Below are 23,365 nucleotides of genomic sequence, written 5' to 3'. Positions count from 1 at the left end.
GCTGCCATGTCCCGTTCCGAAGCCCTGTTCGCCAACGCCCAGAAACACATCCCCGGCGGCGTCAACTCGCCGGTGCGCGCCTTCCGCAGCGTCGGCGGCACGCCGCTGTTCTTCAAGCACGCCGAAGGCGCCTATGTGGTCGACGAGGACGACAAGCGCTACGTCGACTACGTCGGCTCCTGGGGCCCGATGATCCTCGGCCACGCCCACCCCGACGTACTCGACGCGGTGCGTAACCAGCTGCAGCACGGACTGTCCTATGGCGCGCCAACCGCCCTGGAAGTGGAGATGGCCGACCTTGTCTGCTCCATTGTGCCGTCCATGGAGCTGGTGCGCATGGTCAGCTCCGGCACCGAGGCGACCATGAGCGCCATCCGTCTGGCCCGCGGTTACACCGGCCGCGACGCCATCATCAAATTCGAGGGCTGCTATCACGGCCACTCCGACAGCCTGCTGGTGAAAGCCGGCTCCGGCCTGCTGACCCAGGGCGTACCCAGCTCGGCCGGCGTGCCGGCGGACTTCGCCAAACACACCCTGACCCTGCCCTACAACGACCTGGCCGCCGTCGAGAAGACCCTGGCCGAGGTCGGTTCGACCGTGGCCTGCATCATCGTCGAGCCGGTGGCCGGCAACATGAACTGCGTGCCACCGGCGCCGGGCTTCCTCGAAGGCCTGCGCGAGCAGTGTGACAAGCATGGAGTAGTGCTGATCTTCGACGAGGTGATGACCGGCTTCCGCGTCGCCCTCGGCGGCGCCCAGGCCCACTACGGCGTGGTGCCGGACCTGTCGACCTTCGGCAAGATCGTTGGCGGCGGCATGCCGGTCGGCTGTTTCGGCGGCAAGCGCGCGATCATGGAATGCATCGCCCCGCTCGGCCCGGTCTACCAGGCCGGCACCCTGTCCGGTAACCCGCTGGCCATGGCCGCCGGCCTGACCACCCTGAAACTGATCAGCCGCCCGGGCTTCCACGCCGAGCTCTCCGACTTCACCAGCCGCATGTTGGCCGGCCTGCAGGAGCGCGCCGATGCCGCCGGCATTCCGTTCGTCACCACCCAGGCCGGCGCCATGTTCGGCCTGTACTTCAGCGGCGCCGACGACATCGTCACCTTCGGTGATGTGATGGCCAGCGACGCGGCGCGCTTCAACCAGTTCTTCCACCTGATGCTGGAAGGCGGCGTGTACCTGGCCCCGAGCGCCTTCGAGGCCGGCTTCACCTCCATCGCCCATGGCGACAAGGAGCTGGAAATCACCTTCGCCGCCGCCGAGCGCGCCTTCGCCAGGCTCAAGTGATGCAGTACAGCACCGCCTTCAGCGATGGAGCCCTGGCTCTGGCCTGTCTGGCCAGCCTGCTCTGGTTGCGCCCGGCCTTCAGCGGCCAGCCGGTGCTGCGCGCCCTGCTGCTGGGCTTCGGCCTGACCGCCACGGCGGCGCTGTGCGGCGCCGTGCGCTACGGGCTGGACCCGAGCTGGATCGACAAGCACCGCTCCTTCACCCAGCTCAGCGCCGCCCTCGGCCTGCCGCTGCTGGGCCTGGCCACATTCGCGCTGGCCCGCGGACTGGCCTGGGCCAGGCCTATCTGGACCGTCTGGCTGCTGGCATTGGTCGGCCTGTTTATCGGCGCCCGCGTGTTCGGCGTGGACCAGAGCTACCGCCTGGCGCTCAACCTGGTGACGTTGCTGCTGATCCTCTACGCCGGCCTGAGCCGCTGGCCGCAGCTGCGGCCGGGCCTGCAGGCCATCGGCGTGGTGGGCTTGTTCCTGATCGCCGGCGTGGCCGTGGGTACCGAAGGCTTTATCGGCCCGATACGCCGGGTCGACCTGTTCCATGCCCTGCTGACCCCGGCTTACCCGCTGCTGGCCTGGTTGCTGCTGACGCTGCGCATGCCGGCTCGCGAGGAAATCCCGGTAAAGACTTTGTAAGGACGCCCCGGCTTATCACATAATGTGATGGCCGGCGCGTTTCGCCGGCCGGGCATGAGGCCCGTCTGTTTCGCGAGGCGCTTGGATTTCCATGAATCGCACCGGCCGCACCCTGATCCTGGGCTGCCTGTCGCTCGTTGCTCCGCTGCTCGCCAGCGCGGGCGACAACTCCCTGCTGGTGCCCGCCATCGGGCGCTGCTCGCTGAACGCCTCCCCCGAAGAACTGCCCCAGGCCCTCGCCGCCTGCCAGGAAATGGCCAAGCAGGGCGATACACAGGCCCAGCTCGAACTCGGCGAATTCTTCTACGACGGTAAGCGCACCCCGCGCGACCTGCCCCAGGCCCTGCACTGGTTCGAACAATCCTCCCTGCAGGGCAACGCCCAGGCCCAGCTGCGCCTGGGCAACATGTTCTTCCATGGCGAAGGCGTACCGGCCAACAACGTGCAGGCCTACATCGTGCTGAAGATGGCGGCGGTGAACGGCTCGGACGAGGCGATGGACAGCGCCGACCAGGTGGCCGAGCGCATGCAGCGTGAGGAGTTGCAGGCCGCCAGCCAGGTGCTGGGGCAGATCTTCCGCAGCTACCTGCTGGAGCTGCAGCACATCGACAGTGGCGCGCCGTCCGGCTTCAGCCCCCCGAGCGCACCGGGAACCAGCATCGGCCCGCAGGCCCCGGCCTTCGCCCCTTAAGGCAAACCCGCCTACTTCTCCGGCATCGGCATGGGGAACGGCATCACATTGCCCCCGCCCCTGGCCTCGCTGATCTTCGGTGTGCCCAGGCGCTCGACCTCGTCGATGCGCACGATCGAATGCATCGGCACGAAGCTGCGTACCACACCCTCGAACTGCGCCTTGAGCTTTTCCTCGCTGGGGTCGACCACTACCTGGGTACGCTCGCCGAAGACGAACTCCTCCACCTCCAGGAAGCCCCACAGATCGCTCTGGTAGATCTGCTTGGCGTACATCTCGTACACCTGGCCCTGGTTGAGGAAAATCACCTTGTAGATGGGTTCGCGCTTGCTCATAGGAAGGAGGATAGAGGACGGCTGGAAATCGAGGGCGCGAATCTTACCAGCGCCCGGACAGGCAACGCTAGGAACGCCGCTGACCGCCCCCTATAATGCGCGGTCCAATCCGAACAGCCCGACGCACGCAGATGGCCAAGAAGCTTTATATCGAGACCCACGGTTGCCAGATGAACGAGTACGACAGCTCGCGCATGGTCGACTTGCTGGGTGAACACCAGGCCCTTGAAGTCACGGAAAACCCGGCGGAAGCCGACGTGATCCTGCTGAATACCTGCTCGATTCGCGAAAAAGCCCAGGAGAAGGTGTTTTCCAAGCTGGGCGGCTGGCGTGCCCTGAAGCAGGAGAATCCCAACCTGGTGATCGGCGTCGGCGGCTGTGTGGCCAGTCAGGAAGGCGCCGCCATCCGCGACCGCGCGCCCTATGTCGACGTGGTGTTCGGCCCGCAGACCCTGCACCGTCTGCCGGAAATGATCGACGCCGCGCGCAGCACCAAGAAGGCGCAGATCGACATCAGCTTCCCCGAGATCGAGAAGTTCGACCGCCTGCCCGAGCCGCGCGTCGACGGCCCCAGCGCCTTCGTCTCGGTGATGGAAGGCTGCAGCAAGTACTGCACCTTCTGCGTGGTGCCCTACACCCGTGGCGAGGAAGTCAGCCGCCCGCTGGGCGACGTACTGCTGGAAATCACCCAGCTGGCCGAGAAAGGCGTCAAGGAAGTGACTCTGCTCGGGCAGAACGTCAACGGCTTCCGCGGCGCGACCCCGGACGGCGACATCGCCGACTTCGCCGACCTGCTCTACGCGGTGGCGACCATCGACGGCATCGAGCGCATCCGCTACACCACCAGCCACCCGCTGGAGTTCTCCGACGCCATCATCCAGGCCCACGCCGATATCCCGCAGCTGGTGAAGTTCCTCCACCTGCCGGTGCAGTCCGGCTCGGACCGCGTGCTGTCGGCGATGAAGCGCAACCACACGGCGCTCGAGTACAAGTCACGCATCCGCAAGCTGAAGGCGGCGGTGCCGGACATCTGCATCAGCTCGGACTTCATCGTCGGCTTCCCCGGCGAGACCGAGAAGGACTTCGAGCAGACCATGAAGCTGATCGAGGACGTCGGCTTCGACTTCTCCTTCTCCTTCATCTACAGCTCGCGCCCGGGCACCCCGGCCGCCGACCTGGTGGACGACACCCCGGACGAGGTGAAGAAGCAGCGCCTGCTGACCCTCAACGGCCGCCTCAACCAGCAGGGCTTCGAGATCAGTCGACGGATGGTCGGCACCCGCCAGCGCATCCTCGTCACCGACTACGCCAAGCGTGACCCGGGCCAGCTGCAAGGCCGCACCGAGAACAACCGCATCGTCAACTTCCGCTGCGACAACCCGCGCCTGATCGGCCAGTTCGTCGACGTGGAAATCGACGAGGCACTGCCCAACTCGCTGCGCGGCACCCTTATCGACTAACGGCTAGCCGATTGCCGGGCGCCCGAACTTTCGCCCTCGGGCGCCTGGGGTTATCCTTCGATCATCACTCCCGCCGCACAGCGGCAACCGGACCCCATTGAACGCTCCCATAGAACCGCATCGTTTCACCCTCGAACCCTACGAAGCACGCCGCTTCGCCAACCTCTGCGGGCAATTCGACGAGCACCTGCGCCTGATCGAACAGCGCCTGGCCATCGAGATCCGCAATCGCGGCAACCAGTTCGAACTGGTCGGTCCGAGCAAGCACACCCAGTCCGCCGAGAACCTGCTGCGCCGCCTGTACCGCGAGACCAAGAGCGCCGAGCTGTCGCCGGAGATGATCCACCTGTACCTGCAGGAGTCCGGCCTGGAAGCGCTGGACAGCGGCAAGGCCGACGCCGGCGTGACCCTGCGCACCAAGAAGGGCGCGATCAAGCCGCGCGGCGCCAACCAGCAGCGCTACGTCAAGGCCATCCTCGACAACGACATCAACTTCGGCATCGGCCCGGCCGGCACCGGCAAGACCTACCTGGCCGTGGCCTGCGCGGTGGACGCCCTGGAGCGCGAACAGGTGCGACGCATCCTCCTGGTGCGTCCGGCGGTCGAGGCCGGCGAGAAGCTCGGCTTCCTCCCCGGCGACCTCGCGCAGAAGATCGACCCCTACCTGCGCCCGCTGTACGACGCGCTGTACGAGATGCTCGGCTTCGACAACGTGGCCAAGCTGATCGAGAAGCAGGTGATCGAGATCGCCCCGCTGGCCTACATGCGCGGCCGCACCCTTAACAACAGCTTCATCATTCTCGACGAGAGTCAGAACACCACCCTCGAACAGATGAAGATGTTCCTCACCCGTATCGGTTTCGGCTCCACCGCCGTGATCACCGGCGACGTCACCCAGGTCGACCTGCCGCGCGGCACCAAGTCCGGCCTCAGCCACGTGATGGAAGTGCTGAAGGACGTGCCGGGTATCAGCTTCACCCACTTCAAGCCCAAGGACGTGGTGCGCCACCCCCTGGTGCAGCGCATCGTCGAGGCCTACGAGCGCTTCGAAGAGCGCCAGCCCGGCAAGGACAGCCCGCGCGATGCTTGAACTGGACCTGCAGAACGCCTCCAGCGCCACCGACCTGCCCAGCGAGGCGCAGCTGCGCCGCTGGTGCGAGCTGGCCCTGCGTCAGCGCAAGGCCGACTCGGAAATGACCATCCGCCTGGTCGACGAGGCCGAGGGCCGCGAGCTGAACCACACTTGGCGGCACAAGGACTACGCCACCAACGTGCTGTCCTTCCCGGCCGACGTGCCGGAGGAATTCCTCGACATACCGCTGCTCGGCGACCTGGTGATCTGCGTGCCGGTGGTCGAGCGCGAGGCCCGCGAACAGGGCAAGACGCCGGAGGCGCACTGGGCGCACCTGGTCATCCACGGCTGCCTGCACCTGCTCGGCTACGATCATCTCGAAGATGAGGAAGCCGAGGAAATGGAAGCGCTGGAACGGGAATTGCTGGCCGAACTGGGCCACCCCGACCCCTACGCCGCCGACGAATAACTGCCAGAGAAGGCCTCGAGAAACACCATGAGCGAAGACCGATCGAGCAACGAGCAGAAGTCCTGGTTCAACAAGCTGACCCAGGCTTTTGCTCATGAGCCGAGAAACCGCCAGGAACTGCTGGAAGTCCTGCGCGACGCGCACCAGAACAAGCTGCTCGACAGCGAAGCCCTGACCATCGTCGAGGGCGCCATCCAGGTCGCCGACCTGCAGGTGCGCGACATCATGGTGCCGCGCTCGCAGATGGTCAGCATCAAGGCCAGCCAGAACCCGGCCGAATTCCTCCCGGCCATCATCGACTCCGCCCACTCGCGCTACCCGGTGATCGGTGAGAGCCTCGACGAGGTGATCGGCATCCTCCTGGCCAAGGACCTGCTGCCGCTGATTCTGGGTGGCGACAAGCCGTTCAACATCAAGGATCTGCTGCGCCCGGCCACCTTCGTGCCGGAGTCCAAGCGCCTCAACGTGCTACTGCGCGAGTTCCGCGCCAACCACAATCACATGGCCGTGGTCATCGACGAGTACGGCGGCGTCGCCGGCCTGGTGACCATCGAGGACGTGCTGGAGCAGATCGTCGGCGACATCGAGGACGAGCACGACGTCGAGGAGGACAGCTACATCAAGCCGCTGCCGTCCGGCGACTTCCTGATCAAGGCGCTGACGCCGATCGAGAACTTCAACCAGACCTTCGACACCGAGTTCCCCGACAGCGAGTTCGACACCGTCGGCGGCCTGGTGATGAATGCCTTCGGCCACCTGCCCAAGCGCAACGAAGTGACCGAGATCGGCGAGTACCGCTTCCGCGTACTCAACGCCGACAGCCGTCGGGTGCACCTGTTGCGCCTGACCCCGCTGGAACGCTAGGTCAAACCCTCCCCTCTCCCGCCGGGAGAGGGGTCGGGGGTGAGGGCCTCCCAGGCAACTCCACGCTATAGGCTCGTAGCCCGGACTTCAGTCCGGGAAACAGGCTGCCATGCCCCGGACTGAAGTCCGGGCTACGTTCTAGCCTACGCCCCCGCAGGGGCGAGATGCCGACCTCGCCCTCCCAAGCCGCTCGACTTCCAGCCTCCCCGCCCTTCCAGTACCCTTGCCCGCCAGATTCCCGATCAAGGACGCACGATGCGCTGGATCACCCAACCCGGCTGGCCGGGCAACCTGCTGGCCCTGGCCGGCGGCGCCTGCACCACCCTGGCCCTGGCCCCCTTCGATATCTGGCCGCTGGCCCTGCTGGCCATCGCCATCTTCTATCTCGGCCTGCGCGAGCTGAACCCGCGTCAGGCGCTGCTGCGCGGCTGGTGCTACGGCCTCGGCCTGTTCCTCGCCGGCACCAGCTGGATCTACGTCAGCATCCACGACTACGGCGCCGCCTCGCCGGCCCTGGCCGGCTTCCTCACTTTCGGCTTCTGCGCCGGCGTCGCCCTGTTCTTCGCCCTGCCCGCCTGGCTCTGGGCCCGCTGGCTGCGCCGCAACGACGAGCCGATCACCGACGCCCTGGCCTTCGCCTCCCTGTGGCTGGCCCAGGAGGCCTTCCGCGGCTGGTTCCTCACCGGCTTCCCCTGGCTCTACGCGGGCTACAGCCAGCTGCACGGCCCGCTGGCCGGCCTGGCGCCGGTCGGTGGCATGTGGTTGCTGTCGCTGACCCTGGCCCTGAGCGCCGCGCTGCTGGTCAATCTGCCGCGCCTGCTGGGCGACAAACCGCGCCTGGCCGCCGGCGTCGTCCTGCTGCTGGCACCCTGGATCGCCGGCCTGGCGCTCAAGGACCACGCCTGGACATCCAGCATGGGCGAGCCGCTCAAGGTCGCTGCCCTGCAGGGCAACGTCGAACAGAATATGAAGTGGGATCCCGAGCAACTGGACGCCCAGCTGGCCCTGTACCGCGACATGACCCTGGCCAGCAGACCGGCGGATCTGATCGTCTGGCCGGAAACCGCGGTGCCGGTGCTCAAGGAGTTCGCCGAGGGTTATCTGAAGGTGATGGGCCGCGTCGCCGTGGACCGCGATGCCACCCTGATCACCGGTGTGCCGGTGCGCCAGAGCAACGAGCGCGGCGAGAAGCGCTACTACAACGCGATCACCGTGACCGGCTGGGGCGAAGGCACTTACCTCAAGCAGAAGCTGGTGCCGTTCGGCGAATACGTACCGCTGCAGGACCTGCTGCGCGGGCTGATCGCCTTCTTCGACCTGCCCATGTCCGACTTCGCCCGCGGCCCTTCCGACCAGGGCCCGCTGCAGGCCAAGGGCCTGAAAATCGCGCCATTCATTTGCTACGAAGTGGTCTATCCGGAGTTCGCCGCCGGCCTGGCCGCGCAGAGCGACCTGCTGCTGACGGTAAGCAACGACACCTGGTTCGGCACCTCCATCGGCCCGCTGCAGCATTTGCAGATGGCGCAGATGCGCGCCCTGGAAGCCGGGCGCTGGATGATCCGCGCCACCAACAATGGCGTCACCGCACTGATCGACCCGCAAGGCCGCATCACCGCGCAGGTCCCGCAGTTCCAGCAGGCCGTTCTCTACGGCGAAGTGCAGCCGATGCAGGGCCTTACGCCTTACCTGCAATGGCGCGCCTGGCCGCTGGTCGCGCTGTGCAGCCTGCTGCTGGGCTGGGCCTTCGTCGCCCGCCGCCGCGAAAGTCGCGCAATGGCCCTGCAGGGCGCCTGAAGACATGTAGGAGCGAGCTCTGCTCGCGAAGAGCCTCGCGGCTGCCGATGTTCGCGAGCAGAGCTCGCTCCCACAAAAAAACTGCGCCTAACGATAGAGCAGCGGATAGACGGCCAAACCTATCGCCTCGTTGAGCAGCCGGGTGTTCTGCCACAGCGCCTTGCCTTCCGGCAGCCAGCCGCCCAGCGGGCGCTCGTTGGGTACGCCGAGGAAGCCCAATGGCGCCGTCACCACCTCCAGCCCGGCGCGCTCGAAGCACCAACGCGAGCGTGGCATATGCGCCGCCTGGGTCACCAGCACCACGCGGTTCACGCCTTGGGCCTTGAGTAGCTCGGCACTGAATTGGGCGTTCTCCCAGGTGGTGCGACTGCGCTCCTCCTGCCAACGGGTCGCCACGGCGAAGTCGCGCTGCAGCACCTCGGCCATCATCGCCGCCTCGCTGGGCGGCTGGCCGTAGTGCAAGCCGCCACTGATCAGCAGCGGCAAGCCGGAGGCCCGATGCAACCGCGCCGCGTAGCGCAAACGCTCGATGGCCGTGCCGCTGGGCTGGTCGCTGCCCCAGGCCGGATCGGCCTCTTCGCGCCCCGAGCCCAGCACCACGATCACCTCGGCCCGCCGCGCCAACCCGGCCCACTGCGCCTCGGCCAGCGCCGGCTCGCGCTCCAGCAGCCGCGCCGACCACTCCATCACCACCGGCAGGCTCAGCAGCCACAAACCGCCCAGACCAAACAGCAGGCACAACACGGCCAGCCGCGGCCGCCCCGCCCAGGCCCATAACAGCCAAGCCAGCAGGATCAGCAGCATCAGGCCGCCAGGGGGAAGAATCAGTTGTTTGAGGATAAAGCGCAGTTCCATGGGCACCTCCAGTGCCCGCGAAGACTAGCGGGGTTGCCCCGCCCGGAACAGCTTGGAACCGCAGGCGTTGCACGGCAACACGCCCTCGCCGCGCTGCACCTGGGCCACAGCGCCGCACAGGGCGCAGCAGAGTTGCTGGCGCTTCTTGATCACCGGCTTGCCGCGCGGCAGCGACTTGCTCGCCACCCGTCCCGGCAGCTTGCCGGCCGGCTTGCTCGCGCGCGTCGGTTGCTGCTCGATCAACGCCAGCTCTTCGGCGGCGGCATGCCAGCCACGCAGCCAGTTGAGATCGCGATCGAGGTAGGCGCGGATCAGCTCCAGCTCCGCTGGGGTCAGGCCGCGCAGCTCCAACTCATCCGGTGGCACCTCGTGCAGACGGGTGGCGGTATCCGCTTCCTCCAGGGCCAGCGCCAGGCGCTGTAGCAGCCGCTCATAGAGCCCGCCCCCAACCTCCGAACGCCGCAACTCAGCCATCCATCACCTCGACCGGGCACCTACATCGCGCCTCTCTCTGCAAAGCTTAGCGCCGGCCGCAGGCGAGGCCGCACGCCGCGACAAACGGCGAAGCGGCTGGGCAAGGCGCGTAATCAGGGTTTCCCTGAATCGAGGGGGGTCATGTATGCTACGGCGCTTCTCGAAAGCCCTCATTTTCAGCGCCGAAAGCCCATGCACGAACAGTATTCGCCCCGTGAAATCGAAGCCGCCGCGCAGTCCCACTGGGACGCGCAGAAATCCTTTGTCGTGAGTGAACAGCCGGGCAAGGAAACCTTCTATTGCCTGTCGATGTTCCCCTACCCGAGCGGCAAGCTGCACATGGGCCACGTGCGCAACTACACCATCGGTGACGTGATCGCCCGCTACCAGCGCATGCAGGGTAAGAATGTGCTGCAACCGATGGGCTGGGACGCCTTCGGCATGCCGGCGGAAAACGCCGCGATGAAGAACCAGGTGGCCCCGGCCAAGTGGACCTACGAAAACATCGCCTACATGAAGAGCCAGCTGCAGAGCCTGGGTCTGGCGGTGGACTGGACCCGCGAAGTCACCACCTGCAAGCCGGACTACTACCGCTGGGAGCAGTGGCTGTTCACCAAGCTGTTCGAGAAGGGCGTGATCTACCGCAAGAACGGTACCGTCAACTGGGACCCGGTGGACCAGACCGTACTGGCCAACGAGCAGGTCATCGACGGCCGCGGCTGGCGCTCCGGCGCGCTGATCGAGAAGCGCGAAATCCCCATGTACTACTTCAAGATCACCGCCTACGCGGATGAGCTGCTGAGTAGCCTGGACGAACTGACTGGCTGGCCGGAACAGGTCAAGACCATGCAGCGCAACTGGATCGGCAAGAGCTTCGGCGCCGACATCGTGTTCGACTACGACGTCGCCAGCATCGGCATCGACGGCCAGCTGAAAGTCTATTCGACCCGCCCCGACACCCTGATGGGCGCCACCTACGTGGCCGTGGCCGCCGAGCACCCGCTGGCCCAGCGCGCCGCCGAGAGCAATCCGGCCATCGCTGCCTTTATCGCCGAGTGCAAGGCCGGCTCCGTGGCCGAGGCCGATATGGCCACCATGGAGAAGAAGGGCGTGGCCACCGGCCAGTTCGTCCTCCATCCGCTGACCGGTGACAAGCTGCCGGTATTCGTCGCCAACTACGTGCTGTGGGGCTACGGCGAAGGTGCCGTGATGGCCGTGCCGGCCCATGACGAGCGCGACTTCGAGTTCGCCAACAAGTACGGCCTGCCGATCAAGCAAGTCTATGCCGGCGAAGGCAAGGACTACGACGCCAGCACCTGGCAAGCCTGGTACGGCGACAAGGAAGGCCTGACTACCCTCAATTCCGGCAAGTACGACGGCAAGAACTTCTCCGAAGCCTTCGACGCCATAGTCGCCGACCTGGAAGCATCCGCCCACGGCGCGCGCAAGACCCAGTTCCGCCTGCGCGACTGGGGCATCAGCCGCCAGCGCTACTGGGGCTGCCCGATCCCGATCATCCATTGCCCGAGCTGCGGCGACGTGCCGGTACCGGACGACCAGCTGCCGGTCGTGCTGCCGGAAGACGTGGTGCCGGATGGCGCCGGTTCGCCGCTGGCCAAGATGCCCGAGTTCTACAGCTGCACCTGTCCGAAATGCGGCAGCGCGGCCAAGCGCGAAACCGACACCATGGACACCTTCGTCGAGTCGTCCTGGTACTACGCCCGCTACGCCTCGCCGCAATACACCGGCGGCATGGTCGACCCGGCCGCGGCCAACCACTGGCTGCCGGTCGACCAGTACATCGGCGGCATCGAACACGCCATCCTGCACCTGCTGTACGCGCGCTTCTTCCACAAGCTGATGCGCGACGAAGGCCTGGTCAGCTCGAACGAGCCGTTCAAGAACCTGCTGACCCAGGGCATGGTGGTCGCCGAGACCTACTTCCGCACCCTGGAAAATGGCGGCAAGGACTGGTTCAACCCGGCCGACGTGGAAGTCGAACGCGACGCCAAGGCCAAGGTCATCGGCGCCAAGCTGAAGAGCGACGGCCTGCCGGTGGAAATCGGCGGCACCGAGAAGATGTCCAAGTCGAAGAACAACGGCGTGGACCCGCAGGCCATGATCGATGCCTACGGCGCCGACACCTGCCGTCTGTTCATGATGTTCGCCTCGCCGCCCGACATGAGCTGCGAATGGTCCGACGCCGGCATCGAAGGCGCCAACCGCTTCCTGCGCCGCGTCTGGCGCCTGGCCCATAGCCATGTCAGCGCCGGCCTGCCGGGCGAGCTCGACAAGAGCAGCCTGAACGACGAGCAGAAGGCTGTGCGCCGCGCCATTCACCTGGCCATCAAGCAGGCCAGTAACGATGTCGGCCTGCACCACAAGTTCAACACCGCCATCGCCCAGGTGATGACCCTGATGAACGTGCTGGAAAAAGCCGCGACCGCCAGCGCCCAGGACCGCGCCCTGCTGCAGGAAGGCCTGGAGGCCGTCGCCCTGCTGCTGGCGCCGATCACCCCGCATATCTGCCATGAACTGTGGCAGCAACTGGGCAAGAGCGGTTCGATCATCGACGCGCAGTGGCCTCAGGTCGACGAAGCGGCTCTGGTGCAGGACAGCCTGACCCTGGTGATCCAGGTCAACGGCAAGCTGCGCGGCCAGATCGAAGTGCCGGCCAGTGCCAGCCGCGAGGAAGTCGAGGCCGCCGCCCGCGCCAACGAGAATGTGCTGCGCTTCACCGAGGGCGTGACCATTCGCAAGGTCATCGTCGTGCCGGGCAAGCTGGTCAACATCGTGGCCAATTGAAAACGCTCGCCAACTGATTAAGCTCGGCGCCATGCCTGCGTGGCGCCGTGACTCTCCAAGGGGATAGAAGAGAATGATGAAACGGAATCTGGTGGTAATCGGTCTGGCCGTCCTGCTCAGCGCCTGCGGCTTCCAGCTGCGCGGTACCGGCACCGCCGAGTTCGCCCTCAAGGAAATCGACCTGCAGGCGCGCAACGCCTACGGCGAAACCGCCAAGCAACTGAAGCAGCTGCTGGAAAACAGCGGCGTGAAGGTGCACAACGGCGCGCCCTACCGCCTGTTCCTGGCCAACGAGCAGGAAACCCAGCGCACCGCCAGCGTCACCAGCAGCGCCCGCAGCGCCGAGTACGAGCTGACCACCCACCTCGACTACGAGATCCGCGGCGAGAAGAATCTGCTGCTGCTCAGCGACAAGCTGGAAGTGCAGAGCGTCTACGTGCACGACGAGAACAACCTGATCGGCTCCGGCCAGGAATCCGCCCAGCTGCGCCAGGAAATGCGCCGCGAGCTGATCCAGCAGATGTCCCTGCGCCTGCAACTGCTGACCCCGGCCCAGCTGGAGCAGCTGCAGCAGGAAGCCGAGGCCCGCGCCCAGGCGGAAGCGGAAGCCGCCGCGGCCGCCCGCCGCGCCGAGCAGGAATCGGCGCCGCTGCAGTCGCCGATCCAGCTGCCGATCAAGCAGTAAGACGAGAGGGCCGGGCAACCGGCCCTTTTCACAAGCGACGACGCCCAACTCTCGATGAAACTGAATCCCGCGCAACTCGGCAAACACCTGCAAGGCGGCCTGGCCCCGGTCTACGTGGTCAGCGGTGACGAGCCGCTGCTGTGCCAGGAGGCCGAGGACGCCATCCGTGCCGCCACCCGCCAGCAGGGTTTCAGCGAGCGCACGGTATTCCATGCCGAGGCCAGCTTCGACTGGGGCCAGCTCTATGAGGCCGGTGCCAGCCTGTCGCTGTTCGCCGAGAAGCGCCTGATCGAACTGCGCATCGCCAACGGCAAGCCCGGCGACAAGGGCACCGCCGCCATCCTCGAATACCTGGAGCGACCGCCGGAAGACACGGTGCTGCTGATCAGCCTGCCCAAGCTCGACGGCAGCACGCAGAAGACCAAGTGGGCCAAGGCCCTGATCGAGGGCCAGCACAGCCAGTTCCTGCAGATCTGGCCGATCGAGGCCAGCCAGCTGCCCAGCTGGATTCGCCAGCGCCTGTCCCAGGCCGGCCTGGCCGCCACCCAGGAAGCGGTGGAGCTGATCGCCGCGCGAGTGGAAGGCAACCTGCTGGCCGCCGCGCAAGAGATCGAGAAGCTCAAGCTGCTCGCCGAAGGCAACCAGATCGACGCCGGCACCGTGCAGGCAGCGGTGGCCGACAGCGCCCGCTATGACGTGTTCGGCCTGATCGACGCCGTGCTCAACGGCGAGGCCGCCCACGCCCTGCGCATGCTCGAAGGCCTGCGCGGCGAGGGAGTGGAGTCGCTGTTCATCGTGGTTATGCTGGCCCGCGAGCTGCGCCAGCTGGCCGGCATCGCCCTGCAGTTCAGCCAGGGCATTCCCCTGGAGAAGGCCTTCGCCAGCGCCCGGCCGCCGATCTGGGACAAGCGCCGCCCGCTGATCAGCAAGGCCGTGCAGCGTCACACCGCCGCACGCTGGAACCAACTGCTGATCGACGCCCAGCGCATCGACGCCCAGGTCAAGGGCCAGGCCGCCGGCGATCCCTGGAGCAGCCTGGCGCGTCTGGCCCTGCTGATGGCCGGCCAACGCCTGCCGCTCAGCGAATAGCGCTCTCCCGGCAGGCAGAACTCCATGTAGGGTGGAAAACCGCGCCGCGTTTTCCACCATCGGGCACAGCCCGGGCGCGCCCTGAGCGCGGTGTCGCCGTTATGTCCCGGTGGATAAGCTTCGCGTTATCCACCCTACAAACCCTCCGCAGGCAGTACGCCAAAGCCCCGCTCGTGAAGTCCGCCCTACGAGCAAACCGCATCGCTGGACATTTTTTAACCATCGGCGCATAGTCCGCGCCGCTCGCAATCCCGCGGGCGTACGAGGACCATTCAGATGAGCAAGAAAGCCCCCAAGCGGCCGAACAAGGCCAAGTCCATAGTCGCCCAGCCACTGTTCCGCAGCCGCCAGGAACAGCCGAAGAAAGGCAAAGGCAGCTACCGCCGCGAAGCCTCCCACTGGGAGGCTTCTTGTTTTATGGCCCTGCTGAAATGCGCGGCCTGAGCACCTGCCGAACCAGCACCGAGCACCCACAAGGGTTCTGAAACCCGCCCGGCATGTTAAGGTCGCGGTCTGTTTGGCAAGACCGAGACACCGCACGATGTTCCACCTCTCCGCCAACGGTCGCCTGAGCTGCCTGCTCGCCGGCGCCGCCCTGTTCCTCGGCGCCTGTGCCGAAACCCCGAATCCCGCTCCCGAACTGGTCTCCAGCAAGCCCGGTGCGCAGCCGCAACGCATAGAACCGAGCAGCGCCCAGGTTCAGGTCGCCGTGCAACCGGCACCGGCGCTGAACTTCGAGGACTGGCGCGACCGCTTCCGTATCAAGGCCCTGCGCGCCGGCATCCAGCCGCAACTGTTCGACCAGGCCTTCGCCGGCATCGCCCCGGACCTGAGCGTGGTCAAGGCCGACGGCGCGCAGCCGGAGTTCACCCGCCCGGTGTGGGAATACCTGGATGGCGCCATCTCGCCGGTGCGCGTGCGCAAAGGCCAAGCCCTGATGGCGCAACATGCCGCCACCCTGGACGCCATCGAGCAGCGCTACGGCGTAGACCGCGAGACCCTGGTCGCCATCTGGGGCATGGAGAGCAGCTTCGGCCAGTTCATGGGCGAACAGTCGGTGATCCGCTCCCTGGCCACCCTGGCCTACGAGGGACGCCGCCCGCAGTTCGCCGAAGACCAGTTGCTGGCGGCCCTGCAGATCCTGCAGAGCGGCGACATCAGCGCCACCGGCCTGCGCGGCTCCTGGGCCGGCGCCATGGGCCAGACCCAGTTCATCCCCACCACCTACCTGACCCACGCGGTGGACTTCGACGGCGACGGCCGTCGCGACATCTGGAATTCCAGCGCCGATGCCCTCGCCTCAGCCGCCCACTACCTGCAGGCGTCCGGCTGGCAGAAGGGTCGCGCCTGGGGCATCCCGGTGGCCTTACCCACTGGCTTCGACTACGCCCTGGCCGACAGCGAGATCCGCAAGACCTACAGCGAGTGGTACGGCTACGGGGTGAAGGGCACGCCGACCAACGTCGACCCGAACGACACCGGCTATCTGCTGCTGCCGGCCGGCCATCGCGGCCCGGCCTTCCTGGTGTTCCGCAACTTCGGCACCATCCTCAAGTACAACAACTCCTCGTCCTATGCCCTGGCCGTCGGCCTGCTCGGCCAGCGCCTGAATGGCGGCGGACCGCTGCTGGCCAACTGGCCGAAGGACGAGCGCCCGCTGGGCCGCAGCGAGCGCATCGAGCTGCAGGAGGGCCTGAGCGCCCGCGGCTACGAGCCGGGCCCGGCGGACGGCATCATCGGTGCCAATACGCGCCGCGCCGTACGTGCCTTCCAGCAGAGCCTGGGCCTACCGGCCGACGGCTATCCAACCCCGGCGCTGTTGCAGCAGCTGCACTGATCAAGCGCTGTAGGAGCGAGCTCTGCTCGCGAATAAGCTCACCAGCCGCCTGATCGCGAGCTGAGCTCGCTCCTACAGGGGTTAAGGCATCGCCCACAGATGCGCCGCCACCAGCGCCCGCCAGGGCGCGAAGGGCAGCAACCAGTCGCGCACGAAGGGCTGGCTCAGCTTGTCCTCCGCGCCCAGCAGGCGCTGCAGCTGACGGCGCACCGCGGCATCGCCATGCAGTGAACCGTCCAGGCGGGCGAAGCCGCGCAGCAACGCATAGTCCACCGTCCAGGGGCCGATCCCCTTCAGCGCCAGCAGACGTTCGCCGATCAGCTCGGCCGGCGCATCTTCCAGCCAATCCTCCAGCGGCAGGCGTCCCTCGACTATCTCGCGGGCGAGCAGCAGCAGGCACTGGGACTTGGCCCGGGAGAAGCCCGAGCGCCCGAGCGTATCCTCGTCTAGCGCCGCCACCGCCGCCTCATCCGGGTAGCAGAGCAACCCACTGGAATGTGCGCGACCAGCCAGCTGGATCAGCTTGCGCCGCAGGGAAATCGCCACCGGCAGACTGATTTGCTGGCCGCTGATGGCCCAACTCAGCGCCTCGAACGGCGAAGCCGACTGCGGCACCCGCAGGCCAGGATTGGCGGCGATCAAGCCGCCGAGCAGCAGATGCCCGGCCAGTGCCGCCTCGAAAGCGGCGACCGGCTGGTTCAGGCCCAGCATGCGCTCGGCCAGAGCGCGCAACGGCGCCTGATCGTCCGCCACGGCCCCATCGACCTCCAGCGCCACCCGCACCTGCCCCGCCGCGAAACGCATGCCCAGGCACGCCGGCACACCCTGCCAGAGAATGCCCTTGTCTAGGCCGCTGTCGCTCACCCGCTCGGCCACGGCCTGCGCATCGCGGCGGTGGAAGGTCAGCAGGTCGCCGACGCGGTAGTCGGCAGGCAGTGGCAGGGCAAGTTCGATTCGCGACATCGGGCTCTCGCAGAGGAAAGGAAGGCAGCTGATCGGAGACTACACTGCGAAGACTGTGGATTTCCTGCTGGCGGTCGATCACTAGAGACAATGCCTTCATACGATCACCAGGTTCTCTATCCAAAGGTGCCTTGCCGATGTTCAACAACAAGCTGAGAGAAGAAGTGGCGCAGCTGCGCGAGCAGCTCGCCAGCATGCGTCAGATCAGGGACTCCATCTACAACGAGATGATGGTGTTGGAGCTCGAGCCCGATGGCCGGGTGCGCTACGCCAACGACAACTTCCTCGGCGAGATGCTCTACCAGCGCGAAGCCTTGCTGGGCCGCAATCTGGAGTCGCTGATCCCGCCTTCCTTCCACCAGGAAGCCAACTACCAGAAGCTGCAACAGGCCCTGCGCCGCAACGAACACATCAGCGGCGCCTATCGCCTGTTGCGCGGCAATGGCGAGGAGGCCTGGATACGCGCCATCTGGCAACCGGTGCTGAACAGCCAGGGCCAGTTGGCCTTTTTCACCCTCTGCGCCAACGACCTGACCCGCACCATCACCACCTCACGCGAGCACGAGGGCCTGATCGACGCCCTGCTGCGCTCCACCGCGGTGATCGAGTTCAACCTGGCCGGCGAGGTGCTGACCGCCAACGAGCGCTTCCTCAGCGGCATGGGCTATCGCCTGGAGCAGATCCAGGGCAAGCACCACCGCACCTTCTGCGACCCGGAAGAGTACAACTCCCAGGCCTATCGCGAATTCTGGGCGCGCCTGAACCGCGGCGAGTTCGTCGCCGGGCGCTTCAAGCGGGTCGACAGCCACGGTCGGGAGGTATGGTTGGAGGCCTCCTACAACCCGATCCACGACCCCCACGGCAAGCTGTACAAGGTGGTCAAGTTCGCCACCGTGATCACCGACCAGGTCAACCAGGAACAGGCGGTGGCCGAGGCGGCGAACATCGCCTACAGCATCTCCCAGCACACCGATGAAAGCGCCGACAAGGGTGCCGCCGTGGTGCGCCAGACGGTCGAAGTGATGCAGCGCATCGCTCGCCAGATGCAGGACGCCAGCGACGGCATCGAAGCGCTGGGCAAGCAGTCGCAGCTGATCAGCACCATCATGCAGACCATCCGCGGCATCGCCGATCAGACCAACCTGCTGGCACTCAACGCCGCCATCGAAGCGGCCCGGGCCGGCGACCAGGGCCGCGGCTTCGCCGTGGTCGCCGACGAAGTACGTCAGCTGGCCGGCCGCACCAGTCAGGCCACCGAGGAAATCGTCGAGGTGGTGCAGAAGAACCAGAATCTGGCCCAGAGCGCCGTGGACAGCATGGCCAGCAGCCGTCAGCAGGCTGAACAGGGGCTGAGCCTGGCCAACGAGGCCGGCGCGGTGATCGTCGAGATCCAGGACGGCGCCAAGCAAGTGGTGCAGGCGGTGGAGCAGTTCGCCAACCAGTTGAAAACCTGACAGCGGCACGGCGATGTGCCGAACCCGGCGGGCGGAAAGTGCAATTCCAGCGCTGCCCGGCAGTTTGTCGGGCACGCCGAAGCGGCAGTGCCTTGCGGGCTGCAGAGCGCGTCGGACAAGGGCCGGAAGCCGCAGACCAGCCATCCGTGGTAGACTGCCGGCCGGCCAAAAGCCCCGCTACCGAAGCCTCCTACCGGAGCCGAGATCTCGATGTCCGACACCGCCCCGTCCAAGCCCGTCTCCAGCGGCGAGAAATTCCGCACCCCCCAGGGGATCACCGCGATCAAGGACGGCCAGAAGCGCCGCGCCTCGGCCGAACCGCAGGTCGTCGAGCCCAAGCCGAGCTGGCTGCGAGTCAAGGCGCCGAGCGGTAGCCGCTTCGACGCCGTCAAGCGCAATGTCGGCGAGCACCGCCTGAGCACCGTGTGCCAGGAATCGCACTGCCCGAACATGGGCGAATGCTGGTCCAACGGCACCGCCACCATCATGCTGATGGGCTCGGTGTGCACCCGTGCCTGCCGCTTCTGCGCGGTCGACACCGGCAACCCGAACGGCTGGCTGGATCTGGAAGAACCGCAGAACACCGCCAAGTCGGTGGAACTGATGGGCCTGCGCTATATCGTGCTGACCTCGGTGGACCGCGACGACCTGCCCGACGGCGGCGCCGCCCACTACGCCGCGTGCGTGCAGGCGATCAAGGCCAACACCCCGCAGGTAGTGGTGGAAGCCCTGACCCCGGACTTCGACGGCGACCATGAGGCCATCGCCCGCGTGGTGGATTCCGGCCTGGAGGTGTTCGCGCAGAACGTCGAGACGGTCAAGCGTCTGACCCATGTGGTGCGCGACCCCCGCGCCGGTTACGAGAAGACCCTCAAGGTGCTGGAGTACGCCAAGCAGCACCGCCCCACCGTCATCACCAAGACCAGCCTGATGCTGGGCCTGGGCGAGACCGACGAGGAAATCCTGCAGACCATGGATGACCTGCGCGCCATCGGCGTGGACATCCTTACCCTCGGCCAATACCTGCAACCCACGCGCAACCACCTCAAGGTGCAACGCTGGGTCAGCCCCGAGGAGTTCAATCGCTTGCGCGACATCGGCCTGGAAAAAGGCTTCATGGAAGTCGCCGCCGGCCCGCTGGTGCGCTCCAGCTATCGCGCCGACCGCGTGTTCGAGAAGAACAACCTGGGCCTGGCCGCGCCCGCACCGGTGCCGGGCCAGCAGCAGGACAACAGCCTGATTCCGGCGCTCAATCTGAACTGAGCCTGAGCCTGAGCCTGGAAACAGAAGGGCCCTGTGGCATGCGCCCCAGGGCCTTTTGCTTGCTGTCTATCTCAACCTCAGACGTAACCCAGACGCTCGCGCAGAGCGCGCTCCAGGCGCTCGCCTACCTCGTCGAGCGACGGTGGCGTTTCCAGCAGATCCTTCAGCTGGATCATCTTCAGACCGGCGTAACCACAGGGGTTGATGCGCTGGAACGGCGCCATGTCCATGTCGACGTTCAGCGCCAGGCCGTGGAACGAGCAGCCATTGCGCACCCGCAGGCCCAGCGAGGCGATCTTGTCGCCGGCCACGTAGACGCCCGGGGCGTCGGCCTTGGGCGCCGCCTCGATGCCATAGCCGGCCAGCACGTCGACCAGCGCGTTCTCCATGGCCGTGACCAGCTCGCGCACGCCCAGCTTCTGGCGGCGCAGATCGAGCATCAGGTAGGCCACCAGCTGACCGGGGCCGTGGTAGGTGACCTGACCACCGCGCTCGACCTGCACCACCGGGATATCGCCTGGTGCCAACAGATGCTCGGCCTTGCCGGCCTGCCCCTGGGTGAACACCTGCGGGTGCTGCAGCAGCCAGATCTCGTCGGCAGTCGACTCGTCACGCTCGGCGGTGAAGCGGCGCATGGCTTCCAGGGTCGGCAGGTATTCCGCCAACCCCAGATGACGCACGACGAGCGCTGCCACTAGAGCACCATGTGCACGCGGCCGGTGGCCTTGAGGTCGATGTGGATCGCTTGCAGCTGCTCCACGCCGGTGGCGGTGATCAGCACCTGCACGGAGAGGAAGCGACCGTTGCGGCTGTCGCGCACTACCAGACTGGCGGTGTCGAAGCCCGGCGCATGGCGCTGGATGATCTCGACCACCAGATCGGAGAAGCCTTCGCCGGCCTCGCCGATCACCTTGATCGGGTAGCGCTCGCAGGGGAATTCGATTTTCGGGGCTTGTACTTCGGTATCTGTCATCGCGGTCGCTCCGGGTTGCTCACCCGTGAAATGCGAACGCCCCGATTCCGGGGCGTCCTTGTCAGTCTTCAGCTAGCCCCCAATCTGGGGCCCGAACGGCGGTATTTCAAGACCGCTCGGCGACTCTTCAGTTGAACAGTCCGTAGAAGAACAGGCGGATGCTATCCCACAGGCGGCGGAAGAAACCACCCTCGTCGACCGGCTCCAGGGCGATCAGGTCGGCGCTGTGCACCACCTCGGCGCCGAGCTTGACCTCGACCTTGCCGATCACGTCACCCACCTTGAGCGGGGCCACCAGTTGCGGTTCCAGCACCATGCTGGCCTGCAGCTGCTTCACCTGGCCCTTGGGCAGGGTCAGGCTGAGGTCCTGGGCCAGGCCGGCCTTGACCTGGCGGGTGGTGCCTTTCCAGACCTGGGCCTTGGCCAGCTCCTGGCCGGCCTTGTAGAAGGTCTGGGTCTCGAAGAAGCGGAAGCCGTAGGTCAGCAGCTTCTGGGTTTCGGCGGCGCGGGTCTTCTCGCTGTCGGTACCGAATACCGAGGTGATCATGCGAGCGCCGTCACGCACGGCGGAGGCCACCAGGCAGAAGCCGGCTTCCTCGGTGTGGCCGGTCTTCAGGCCGTCGACGGTGCTGTCGCGCCACAGCAGCAGGTTGCGGTTGCCCTGCTTGATGTTGTTCCAGAAGAACTCCTTCTGCGAGTAGATCGCGTAGTGCTCCTTGTCCTCGTTGATGATGGCGCGGGCCAGGATGGCCATGTCGTGGGCACTGGAATAGTGCTCCGGGTGCGGCAGGCCGGTGGCGTTCATGAAGTGCGAGTTCTTCATGCCGAGCTTCTCGGCGGTCTCGTTCATCATGTCGGCGAAGGCGTCTTCGCTGCCGGCGATGTATTCGGCGATGGCGATGCTGGCGTCGTTGCCGGACTGGATGATGATGCCGTGCAGCAGGTCATCGACCTTCACCTGGCTGTTCAGCGGCAGGAACATGGTGGAACCACCGGAGGCGGCGCCGCCGGTGCGCCAGGCGTGCTCGCTGACGGTGACCAGGTCCTGCTCGCCGATCTTGCCCTTGCGGATCTCCAGGGTGGCGATGTAGGCGGTCATCAGCTTGGTCAGGCTGGCCGGCGGCAGGCGCTGGTCGCCATTGTTCTCCACCAGCACCTTGCCGCTGGCGCCGTCCATTAGCACGTAAGACTTGGCGGCCAGCTGTGGCGGCGAGGGAATGGCCGCGTCGGCGGACGCGGCGAGAGGAGCGGCCAGCAGGGTGACGAGCAGGGAAAGGCGTTGGGCAAAGCGGGCGATGTTCATCCGTCTCTCTGAAATAGCTATTCAACAATGGCACAGGCGGGCCGGGGCCCGCCTGCATTCACCGCCGCCCCTGAGGGCGACGCACGAAGTTCTAGTCCGGCTTGACCAGGGCGGGATCGCCGAGGTTGGCCAGGCGCACGCTGTCCTGCAGCTGCAGGGCCTCAGCCTGGGTTTCGACCGGCCCCAGGCGTACCCGGTGCAAGGTCTGCTGGTTGCGCACCACCGAGCTGATAAACACCTTGGCAGGCACCGTTTGGCTCAGCTTGGCCCTGAGGAGTTCCGCAGCGTCCGGATTGGCGAAGGCGGCCACTTGGAGATACAGGCCAGAGACTGCGGGCGAAGCGTTTTTTTTTACGTCGATCTGCACCGGCAGCACGGCGGCTGCATGCTGCGCCGGCGGCGGAGTGTACTGCTCGATTGGCTGGCTCTGGGCCACCGCCACCGGCTCGGCGACGGCCGGAGCACCCTGGCTGGCCATCTTCGGCTGCGCCAGCACCATCGGCACCGGACGACCCTGGGCGGCCCACCACTCGTGGGGGTCGATGCCCTCGACCTTGACCCGCGCGGTACCGCTCTCGGCATAGCCGAGCTTCTTCGCGGCGGCGAAGGACAGGTCGATGATGCGGTCGGAGTAGAACGGACCGCGGTCGTTGACCCGCAGGATCACGCTCTGGCCGTTGTCCAGGTTGGTCACCCGCACGTAGCTCGGCAGCGGCAGGGTCTTGTGCGCCGCGGTCATGCCGTACAGGTCGTAGGCTTCGCCGTTGGCAGTGGCCTGGCCGTGGAACTTGGTGCCGTACCAGGAGGCGGTGCCGGTCGCCGAGTAGCGGCGGCTGTCACGGATCGGGTAGTAGGTCTTGCCCATCACCGTGTAGGGGTTGGCCTTGTAGTTGCCGTAGTGCGGCATCGGCACGGCGTCGGGGATGCGCGACACGTCGACATCCCACCAGGGCGCACCGTCGCGATGCGGGCGACTGTAGTCGCCGGGTCCGGAAATCGGCTGCGAGCCCGGCGCGACCGGCTGCGGCGCGCGGTTGTTGGAGCAGCTGACCAGCGCCAG

At 66.5% G+C, this 23,365-nt stretch carries 23 protein-coding genes; 15 read left to right on the top strand and 8 right to left on the bottom strand.

The window, feature by feature from the left end; genetic code table 11:
- The first annotated feature begins 6 nt into the window (after positions 1-6).
- The 3 genes from hemL (at position 7) to N7607_RS14000 (ending at position 2,610) form a co-directional block, all read left to right on the top strand.
- Positions 7-1,290 (top strand): glutamate-1-semialdehyde 2,1-aminomutase, encoded by a 1,284-nt coding sequence (hemL, locus tag N7607_RS14010; protein WP_279866276.1) that lies wholly within the window; start codon positions 7-9, stop codon positions 1,288-1,290.
- Positions 1,290-1,919 carry a hypothetical protein gene (locus tag N7607_RS14005; protein WP_279866277.1) on the top strand — a complete coding sequence of 210 codons (630 nt, stop codon included), beginning with the start codon at positions 1,290-1,292 and terminating at the stop codon, positions 1,917-1,919. Before hemL ends, N7607_RS14005 begins: the two co-directional genes overlap by 1 nt.
- A 91-nt stretch (positions 1,920-2,010) precedes the next feature.
- The gene (locus tag N7607_RS14000; protein WP_279866278.1) at positions 2,011-2,610 is read left to right on the top strand and encodes a tetratricopeptide repeat protein; all 600 of its coding nucleotides are present in this window, start codon (positions 2,011-2,013) and stop codon (positions 2,608-2,610) included.
- 11 nt (positions 2,611-2,621) lie between these two features.
- Here N7607_RS14000 and N7607_RS13995 read toward each other — a convergent pair whose 3' ends face one another.
- Positions 2,622-2,945, bottom strand: coding sequence for a DUF1820 family protein (locus tag N7607_RS13995; RefSeq protein ID WP_137975027.1), 324 nt, complete (start codon positions 2,943-2,945; stop codon positions 2,622-2,624).
- Between the two features lie 131 nt (positions 2,946-3,076).
- Between N7607_RS13995 and miaB the strand changes: the two genes are divergently transcribed.
- The 5 genes from miaB to lnt all read left to right on the top strand — a co-directional run bounded on the left by miaB (position 3,077) and on the right by lnt (position 8,604).
- Entirely contained in the window at positions 3,077-4,405 is a 1,329-nt protein-coding gene (miaB, locus tag N7607_RS13990) for a tRNA (N6-isopentenyl adenosine(37)-C2)-methylthiotransferase MiaB (protein ID WP_279866279.1), read from the top strand.
- 97 nt (positions 4,406-4,502) lie between these two features.
- Positions 4,503-5,495 carry a PhoH family protein gene (locus N7607_RS13985; protein WP_279866280.1) on the top strand — a complete coding sequence of 331 codons (993 nt, stop codon included), beginning with the start codon at positions 4,503-4,505 and terminating at the stop codon, positions 5,493-5,495.
- Positions 5,488-5,946, top strand: a complete 459-nt coding sequence (gene ybeY, locus N7607_RS13980; protein WP_279866281.1) for an rRNA maturation RNase YbeY — start codon at positions 5,488-5,490, stop codon at positions 5,944-5,946. Before N7607_RS13985 ends, ybeY begins: the two co-directional genes overlap by 8 nt.
- A gap of 27 nt (positions 5,947-5,973) precedes the next feature.
- Entirely contained in the window at positions 5,974-6,810 is an 837-nt protein-coding gene (locus N7607_RS13975; protein ID WP_279866282.1) for an HlyC/CorC family transporter, read from the top strand.
- Positions 6,811-7,065: 255 nt separating this feature from the next.
- Positions 7,066-8,604: an apolipoprotein N-acyltransferase gene (gene lnt, locus N7607_RS13970; protein ID WP_279866283.1), complete on the top strand. Its 1,539-nt coding sequence runs from the start codon at positions 7,066-7,068 to the stop codon at positions 8,602-8,604.
- Positions 8,605-8,691: 87 nt separating this feature from the next.
- Here lnt and N7607_RS13965 read toward each other — a convergent pair whose 3' ends face one another.
- Positions 8,692-9,459, bottom strand: a complete 768-nt coding sequence (locus N7607_RS13965) for a YdcF family protein (protein WP_279866284.1) — start codon at positions 9,457-9,459, stop codon at positions 8,692-8,694.
- A gap of 24 nt (positions 9,460-9,483) precedes the next feature.
- Entirely contained in the window at positions 9,484-9,933 is a 450-nt protein-coding gene (locus tag N7607_RS13960; RefSeq protein WP_279866285.1) for a hypothetical protein, read from the bottom strand.
- A 192-nt stretch (positions 9,934-10,125) separates the two neighbouring features.
- On the opposite strand from N7607_RS13960, the gene leuS reads away from it, so the two are divergent.
- The 5 genes from leuS (at position 10,126) to N7607_RS13935 (ending at position 16,349) form a co-directional block, all read left to right on the top strand.
- Positions 10,126-12,738: a leucine--tRNA ligase gene (leuS, locus tag N7607_RS13955; RefSeq protein ID WP_279866286.1), complete on the top strand. Its 2,613-nt coding sequence runs from the start codon at positions 10,126-10,128 to the stop codon at positions 12,736-12,738.
- A 73-nt stretch (positions 12,739-12,811) separates the two neighbouring features.
- Entirely contained in the window at positions 12,812-13,423 is a 612-nt protein-coding gene (gene lptE, locus N7607_RS13950; RefSeq protein ID WP_279866287.1) for an LPS assembly lipoprotein LptE, read from the top strand.
- A 54-nt stretch (positions 13,424-13,477) separates the two neighbouring features.
- Positions 13,478-14,512, top strand: coding sequence for a DNA polymerase III subunit delta (gene holA / locus N7607_RS13945; RefSeq protein ID WP_279866288.1), 1,035 nt, complete (start codon positions 13,478-13,480; stop codon positions 14,510-14,512).
- Between the two features lie 276 nt (positions 14,513-14,788).
- Positions 14,789-14,956, top strand: a complete 168-nt coding sequence (arfA, locus tag N7607_RS13940) for an alternative ribosome rescue factor ArfA (protein ID WP_279866289.1) — start codon at positions 14,789-14,791, stop codon at positions 14,954-14,956.
- 97 nt (positions 14,957-15,053) lie between these two features.
- On the top strand, positions 15,054-16,349 hold the full coding sequence (locus tag N7607_RS13935; RefSeq protein ID WP_279866290.1) for a lytic murein transglycosylase: 1,296 nt from the start codon (positions 15,054-15,056) through the stop codon (positions 16,347-16,349).
- Positions 16,350-16,430: 81 nt separating this feature from the next.
- Here N7607_RS13935 and N7607_RS13930 read toward each other — a convergent pair whose 3' ends face one another.
- Positions 16,431-17,312 carry an AlkA N-terminal domain-containing protein gene (locus N7607_RS13930; protein WP_279866291.1) on the bottom strand — a complete coding sequence of 294 codons (882 nt, stop codon included), beginning with the start codon at positions 17,310-17,312 and terminating at the stop codon, positions 16,431-16,433.
- A gap of 137 nt (positions 17,313-17,449) precedes the next feature.
- Between N7607_RS13930 and N7607_RS13925 the strand changes: the two genes are divergently transcribed.
- Both N7607_RS13925 and lipA read left to right on the top strand, forming a co-directional pair.
- Positions 17,450-18,766 (top strand): PAS domain-containing methyl-accepting chemotaxis protein, encoded by a 1,317-nt coding sequence (locus tag N7607_RS13925; protein WP_279866292.1) that lies wholly within the window; start codon positions 17,450-17,452, stop codon positions 18,764-18,766.
- Between the two features lie 210 nt (positions 18,767-18,976).
- Positions 18,977-20,029 (top strand): lipoyl synthase, encoded by a 1,053-nt coding sequence (lipA, locus tag N7607_RS13920; protein ID WP_279866293.1) that lies wholly within the window; start codon positions 18,977-18,979, stop codon positions 20,027-20,029.
- A gap of 77 nt (positions 20,030-20,106) precedes the next feature.
- On the opposite strand, the gene lipB is transcribed toward lipA, so the two are convergent.
- The 4 genes from lipB to N7607_RS13900 all read right to left on the bottom strand — a co-directional run bounded on the left by lipB (position 20,107) and on the right by N7607_RS13900 (position 23,359).
- A complete protein-coding gene (gene lipB / locus N7607_RS13915) occupies positions 20,107-20,724 on the bottom strand; it encodes a lipoyl(octanoyl) transferase LipB (RefSeq protein ID WP_279866294.1) in 618 nt (205 codons plus the stop codon).
- Entirely contained in the window at positions 20,724-21,002 is a 279-nt protein-coding gene (locus N7607_RS13910) for a DUF493 domain-containing protein (protein WP_279866295.1), read from the bottom strand. Before N7607_RS13910 ends, lipB begins: the two co-directional genes overlap by 1 nt.
- Before the next feature lie 127 nt (positions 21,003-21,129).
- A complete protein-coding gene (locus N7607_RS13905) occupies positions 21,130-22,305 on the bottom strand; it encodes a D-alanyl-D-alanine carboxypeptidase (protein WP_279866296.1) in 1,176 nt (391 codons plus the stop codon).
- Positions 22,306-22,396: 91 nt separating this feature from the next.
- The gene (locus N7607_RS13900; RefSeq protein WP_279866311.1) at positions 22,397-23,359 is read right to left on the bottom strand and encodes a septal ring lytic transglycosylase RlpA family protein; all 963 of its coding nucleotides are present in this window, start codon (positions 23,357-23,359) and stop codon (positions 22,397-22,399) included.
- Positions 23,360-23,365 lie beyond the last annotated feature (6 nt).

It is taken from the genome of Pseudomonas sp. GD04019 (assembly GCF_029837695.1).
Classification (GTDB): Bacteria; Pseudomonadota; Gammaproteobacteria; order Pseudomonadales; family Pseudomonadaceae; genus Aquipseudomonas.
The sequence above is the reverse complement of the archived record's forward strand: the minus strand, read 5'-3'. Positions and strand labels throughout refer to the sequence as shown.

What these genes read in the sequence shown, in the direction of transcription:
- N7607_RS13935 (WP_279866290.1), top strand. Translation starts at nt 15,054, where the DNA reads ATGTTCCACCTCTCCGCCAACGGTCGCCTGAGCTGCCTGCTCGCCGGC.
- holA (WP_279866288.1), top strand. Translation starts at nt 13,478, where the DNA reads ATGAAACTGAATCCCGCGCAACTCGGCAAACACCTGCAAGGCGGCCTG.
- leuS (WP_279866286.1), top strand. Translation starts at nt 10,126, where the DNA reads ATGCACGAACAGTATTCGCCCCGTGAAATCGAAGCCGCCGCGCAGTCC.
- N7607_RS13930 (WP_279866291.1), bottom strand. Translation starts at nt 17,312, where the DNA reads ATGTCGCGAATCGAACTTGCCCTGCCACTGCCTGCCGACTACCGCGTC.
- N7607_RS13905 (WP_279866296.1), bottom strand. Translation starts at nt 22,305, where the DNA reads ATGAACATCGCCCGCTTTGCCCAACGCCTTTCCCTGCTCGTCACCCTG.
- arfA (WP_279866289.1), top strand. Translation starts at nt 14,789, where the DNA reads ATGAGCAAGAAAGCCCCCAAGCGGCCGAACAAGGCCAAGTCCATAGTC.
- N7607_RS13960 (WP_279866285.1), bottom strand. Translation starts at nt 9,933, where the DNA reads ATGGCTGAGTTGCGGCGTTCGGAGGTTGGGGGCGGGCTCTATGAGCGG.
- hemL (WP_279866276.1), top strand. Translation starts at nt 7, where the DNA reads ATGTCCCGTTCCGAAGCCCTGTTCGCCAACGCCCAGAAACACATCCCC.
- N7607_RS13965 (WP_279866284.1), bottom strand. Translation starts at nt 9,459, where the DNA reads ATGGAACTGCGCTTTATCCTCAAACAACTGATTCTTCCCCCTGGCGGC.
- lptE (WP_279866287.1), top strand. Translation starts at nt 12,812, where the DNA reads ATGATGAAACGGAATCTGGTGGTAATCGGTCTGGCCGTCCTGCTCAGC.
- N7607_RS13925 (WP_279866292.1), top strand. Translation starts at nt 17,450, where the DNA reads ATGTTCAACAACAAGCTGAGAGAAGAAGTGGCGCAGCTGCGCGAGCAG.
- N7607_RS13995 (WP_137975027.1), bottom strand. Translation starts at nt 2,945, where the DNA reads ATGAGCAAGCGCGAACCCATCTACAAGGTGATTTTCCTCAACCAGGGC.
- N7607_RS14005 (WP_279866277.1), top strand. Translation starts at nt 1,290, where the DNA reads ATGCAGTACAGCACCGCCTTCAGCGATGGAGCCCTGGCTCTGGCCTGT.
- N7607_RS13910 (WP_279866295.1), bottom strand. Translation starts at nt 21,002, where the DNA reads ATGACAGATACCGAAGTACAAGCCCCGAAAATCGAATTCCCCTGCGAG.
- miaB (WP_279866279.1), top strand. Translation starts at nt 3,077, where the DNA reads ATGGCCAAGAAGCTTTATATCGAGACCCACGGTTGCCAGATGAACGAG.
- N7607_RS13975 (WP_279866282.1), top strand. Translation starts at nt 5,974, where the DNA reads ATGAGCGAAGACCGATCGAGCAACGAGCAGAAGTCCTGGTTCAACAAG.
- N7607_RS14000 (WP_279866278.1), top strand. Translation starts at nt 2,011, where the DNA reads ATGAATCGCACCGGCCGCACCCTGATCCTGGGCTGCCTGTCGCTCGTT.
- ybeY (WP_279866281.1), top strand. Translation starts at nt 5,488, where the DNA reads ATGCTTGAACTGGACCTGCAGAACGCCTCCAGCGCCACCGACCTGCCC.
- lipA (WP_279866293.1), top strand. Translation starts at nt 18,977, where the DNA reads ATGTCCGACACCGCCCCGTCCAAGCCCGTCTCCAGCGGCGAGAAATTC.
- lnt (WP_279866283.1), top strand. Translation starts at nt 7,066, where the DNA reads ATGCGCTGGATCACCCAACCCGGCTGGCCGGGCAACCTGCTGGCCCTG.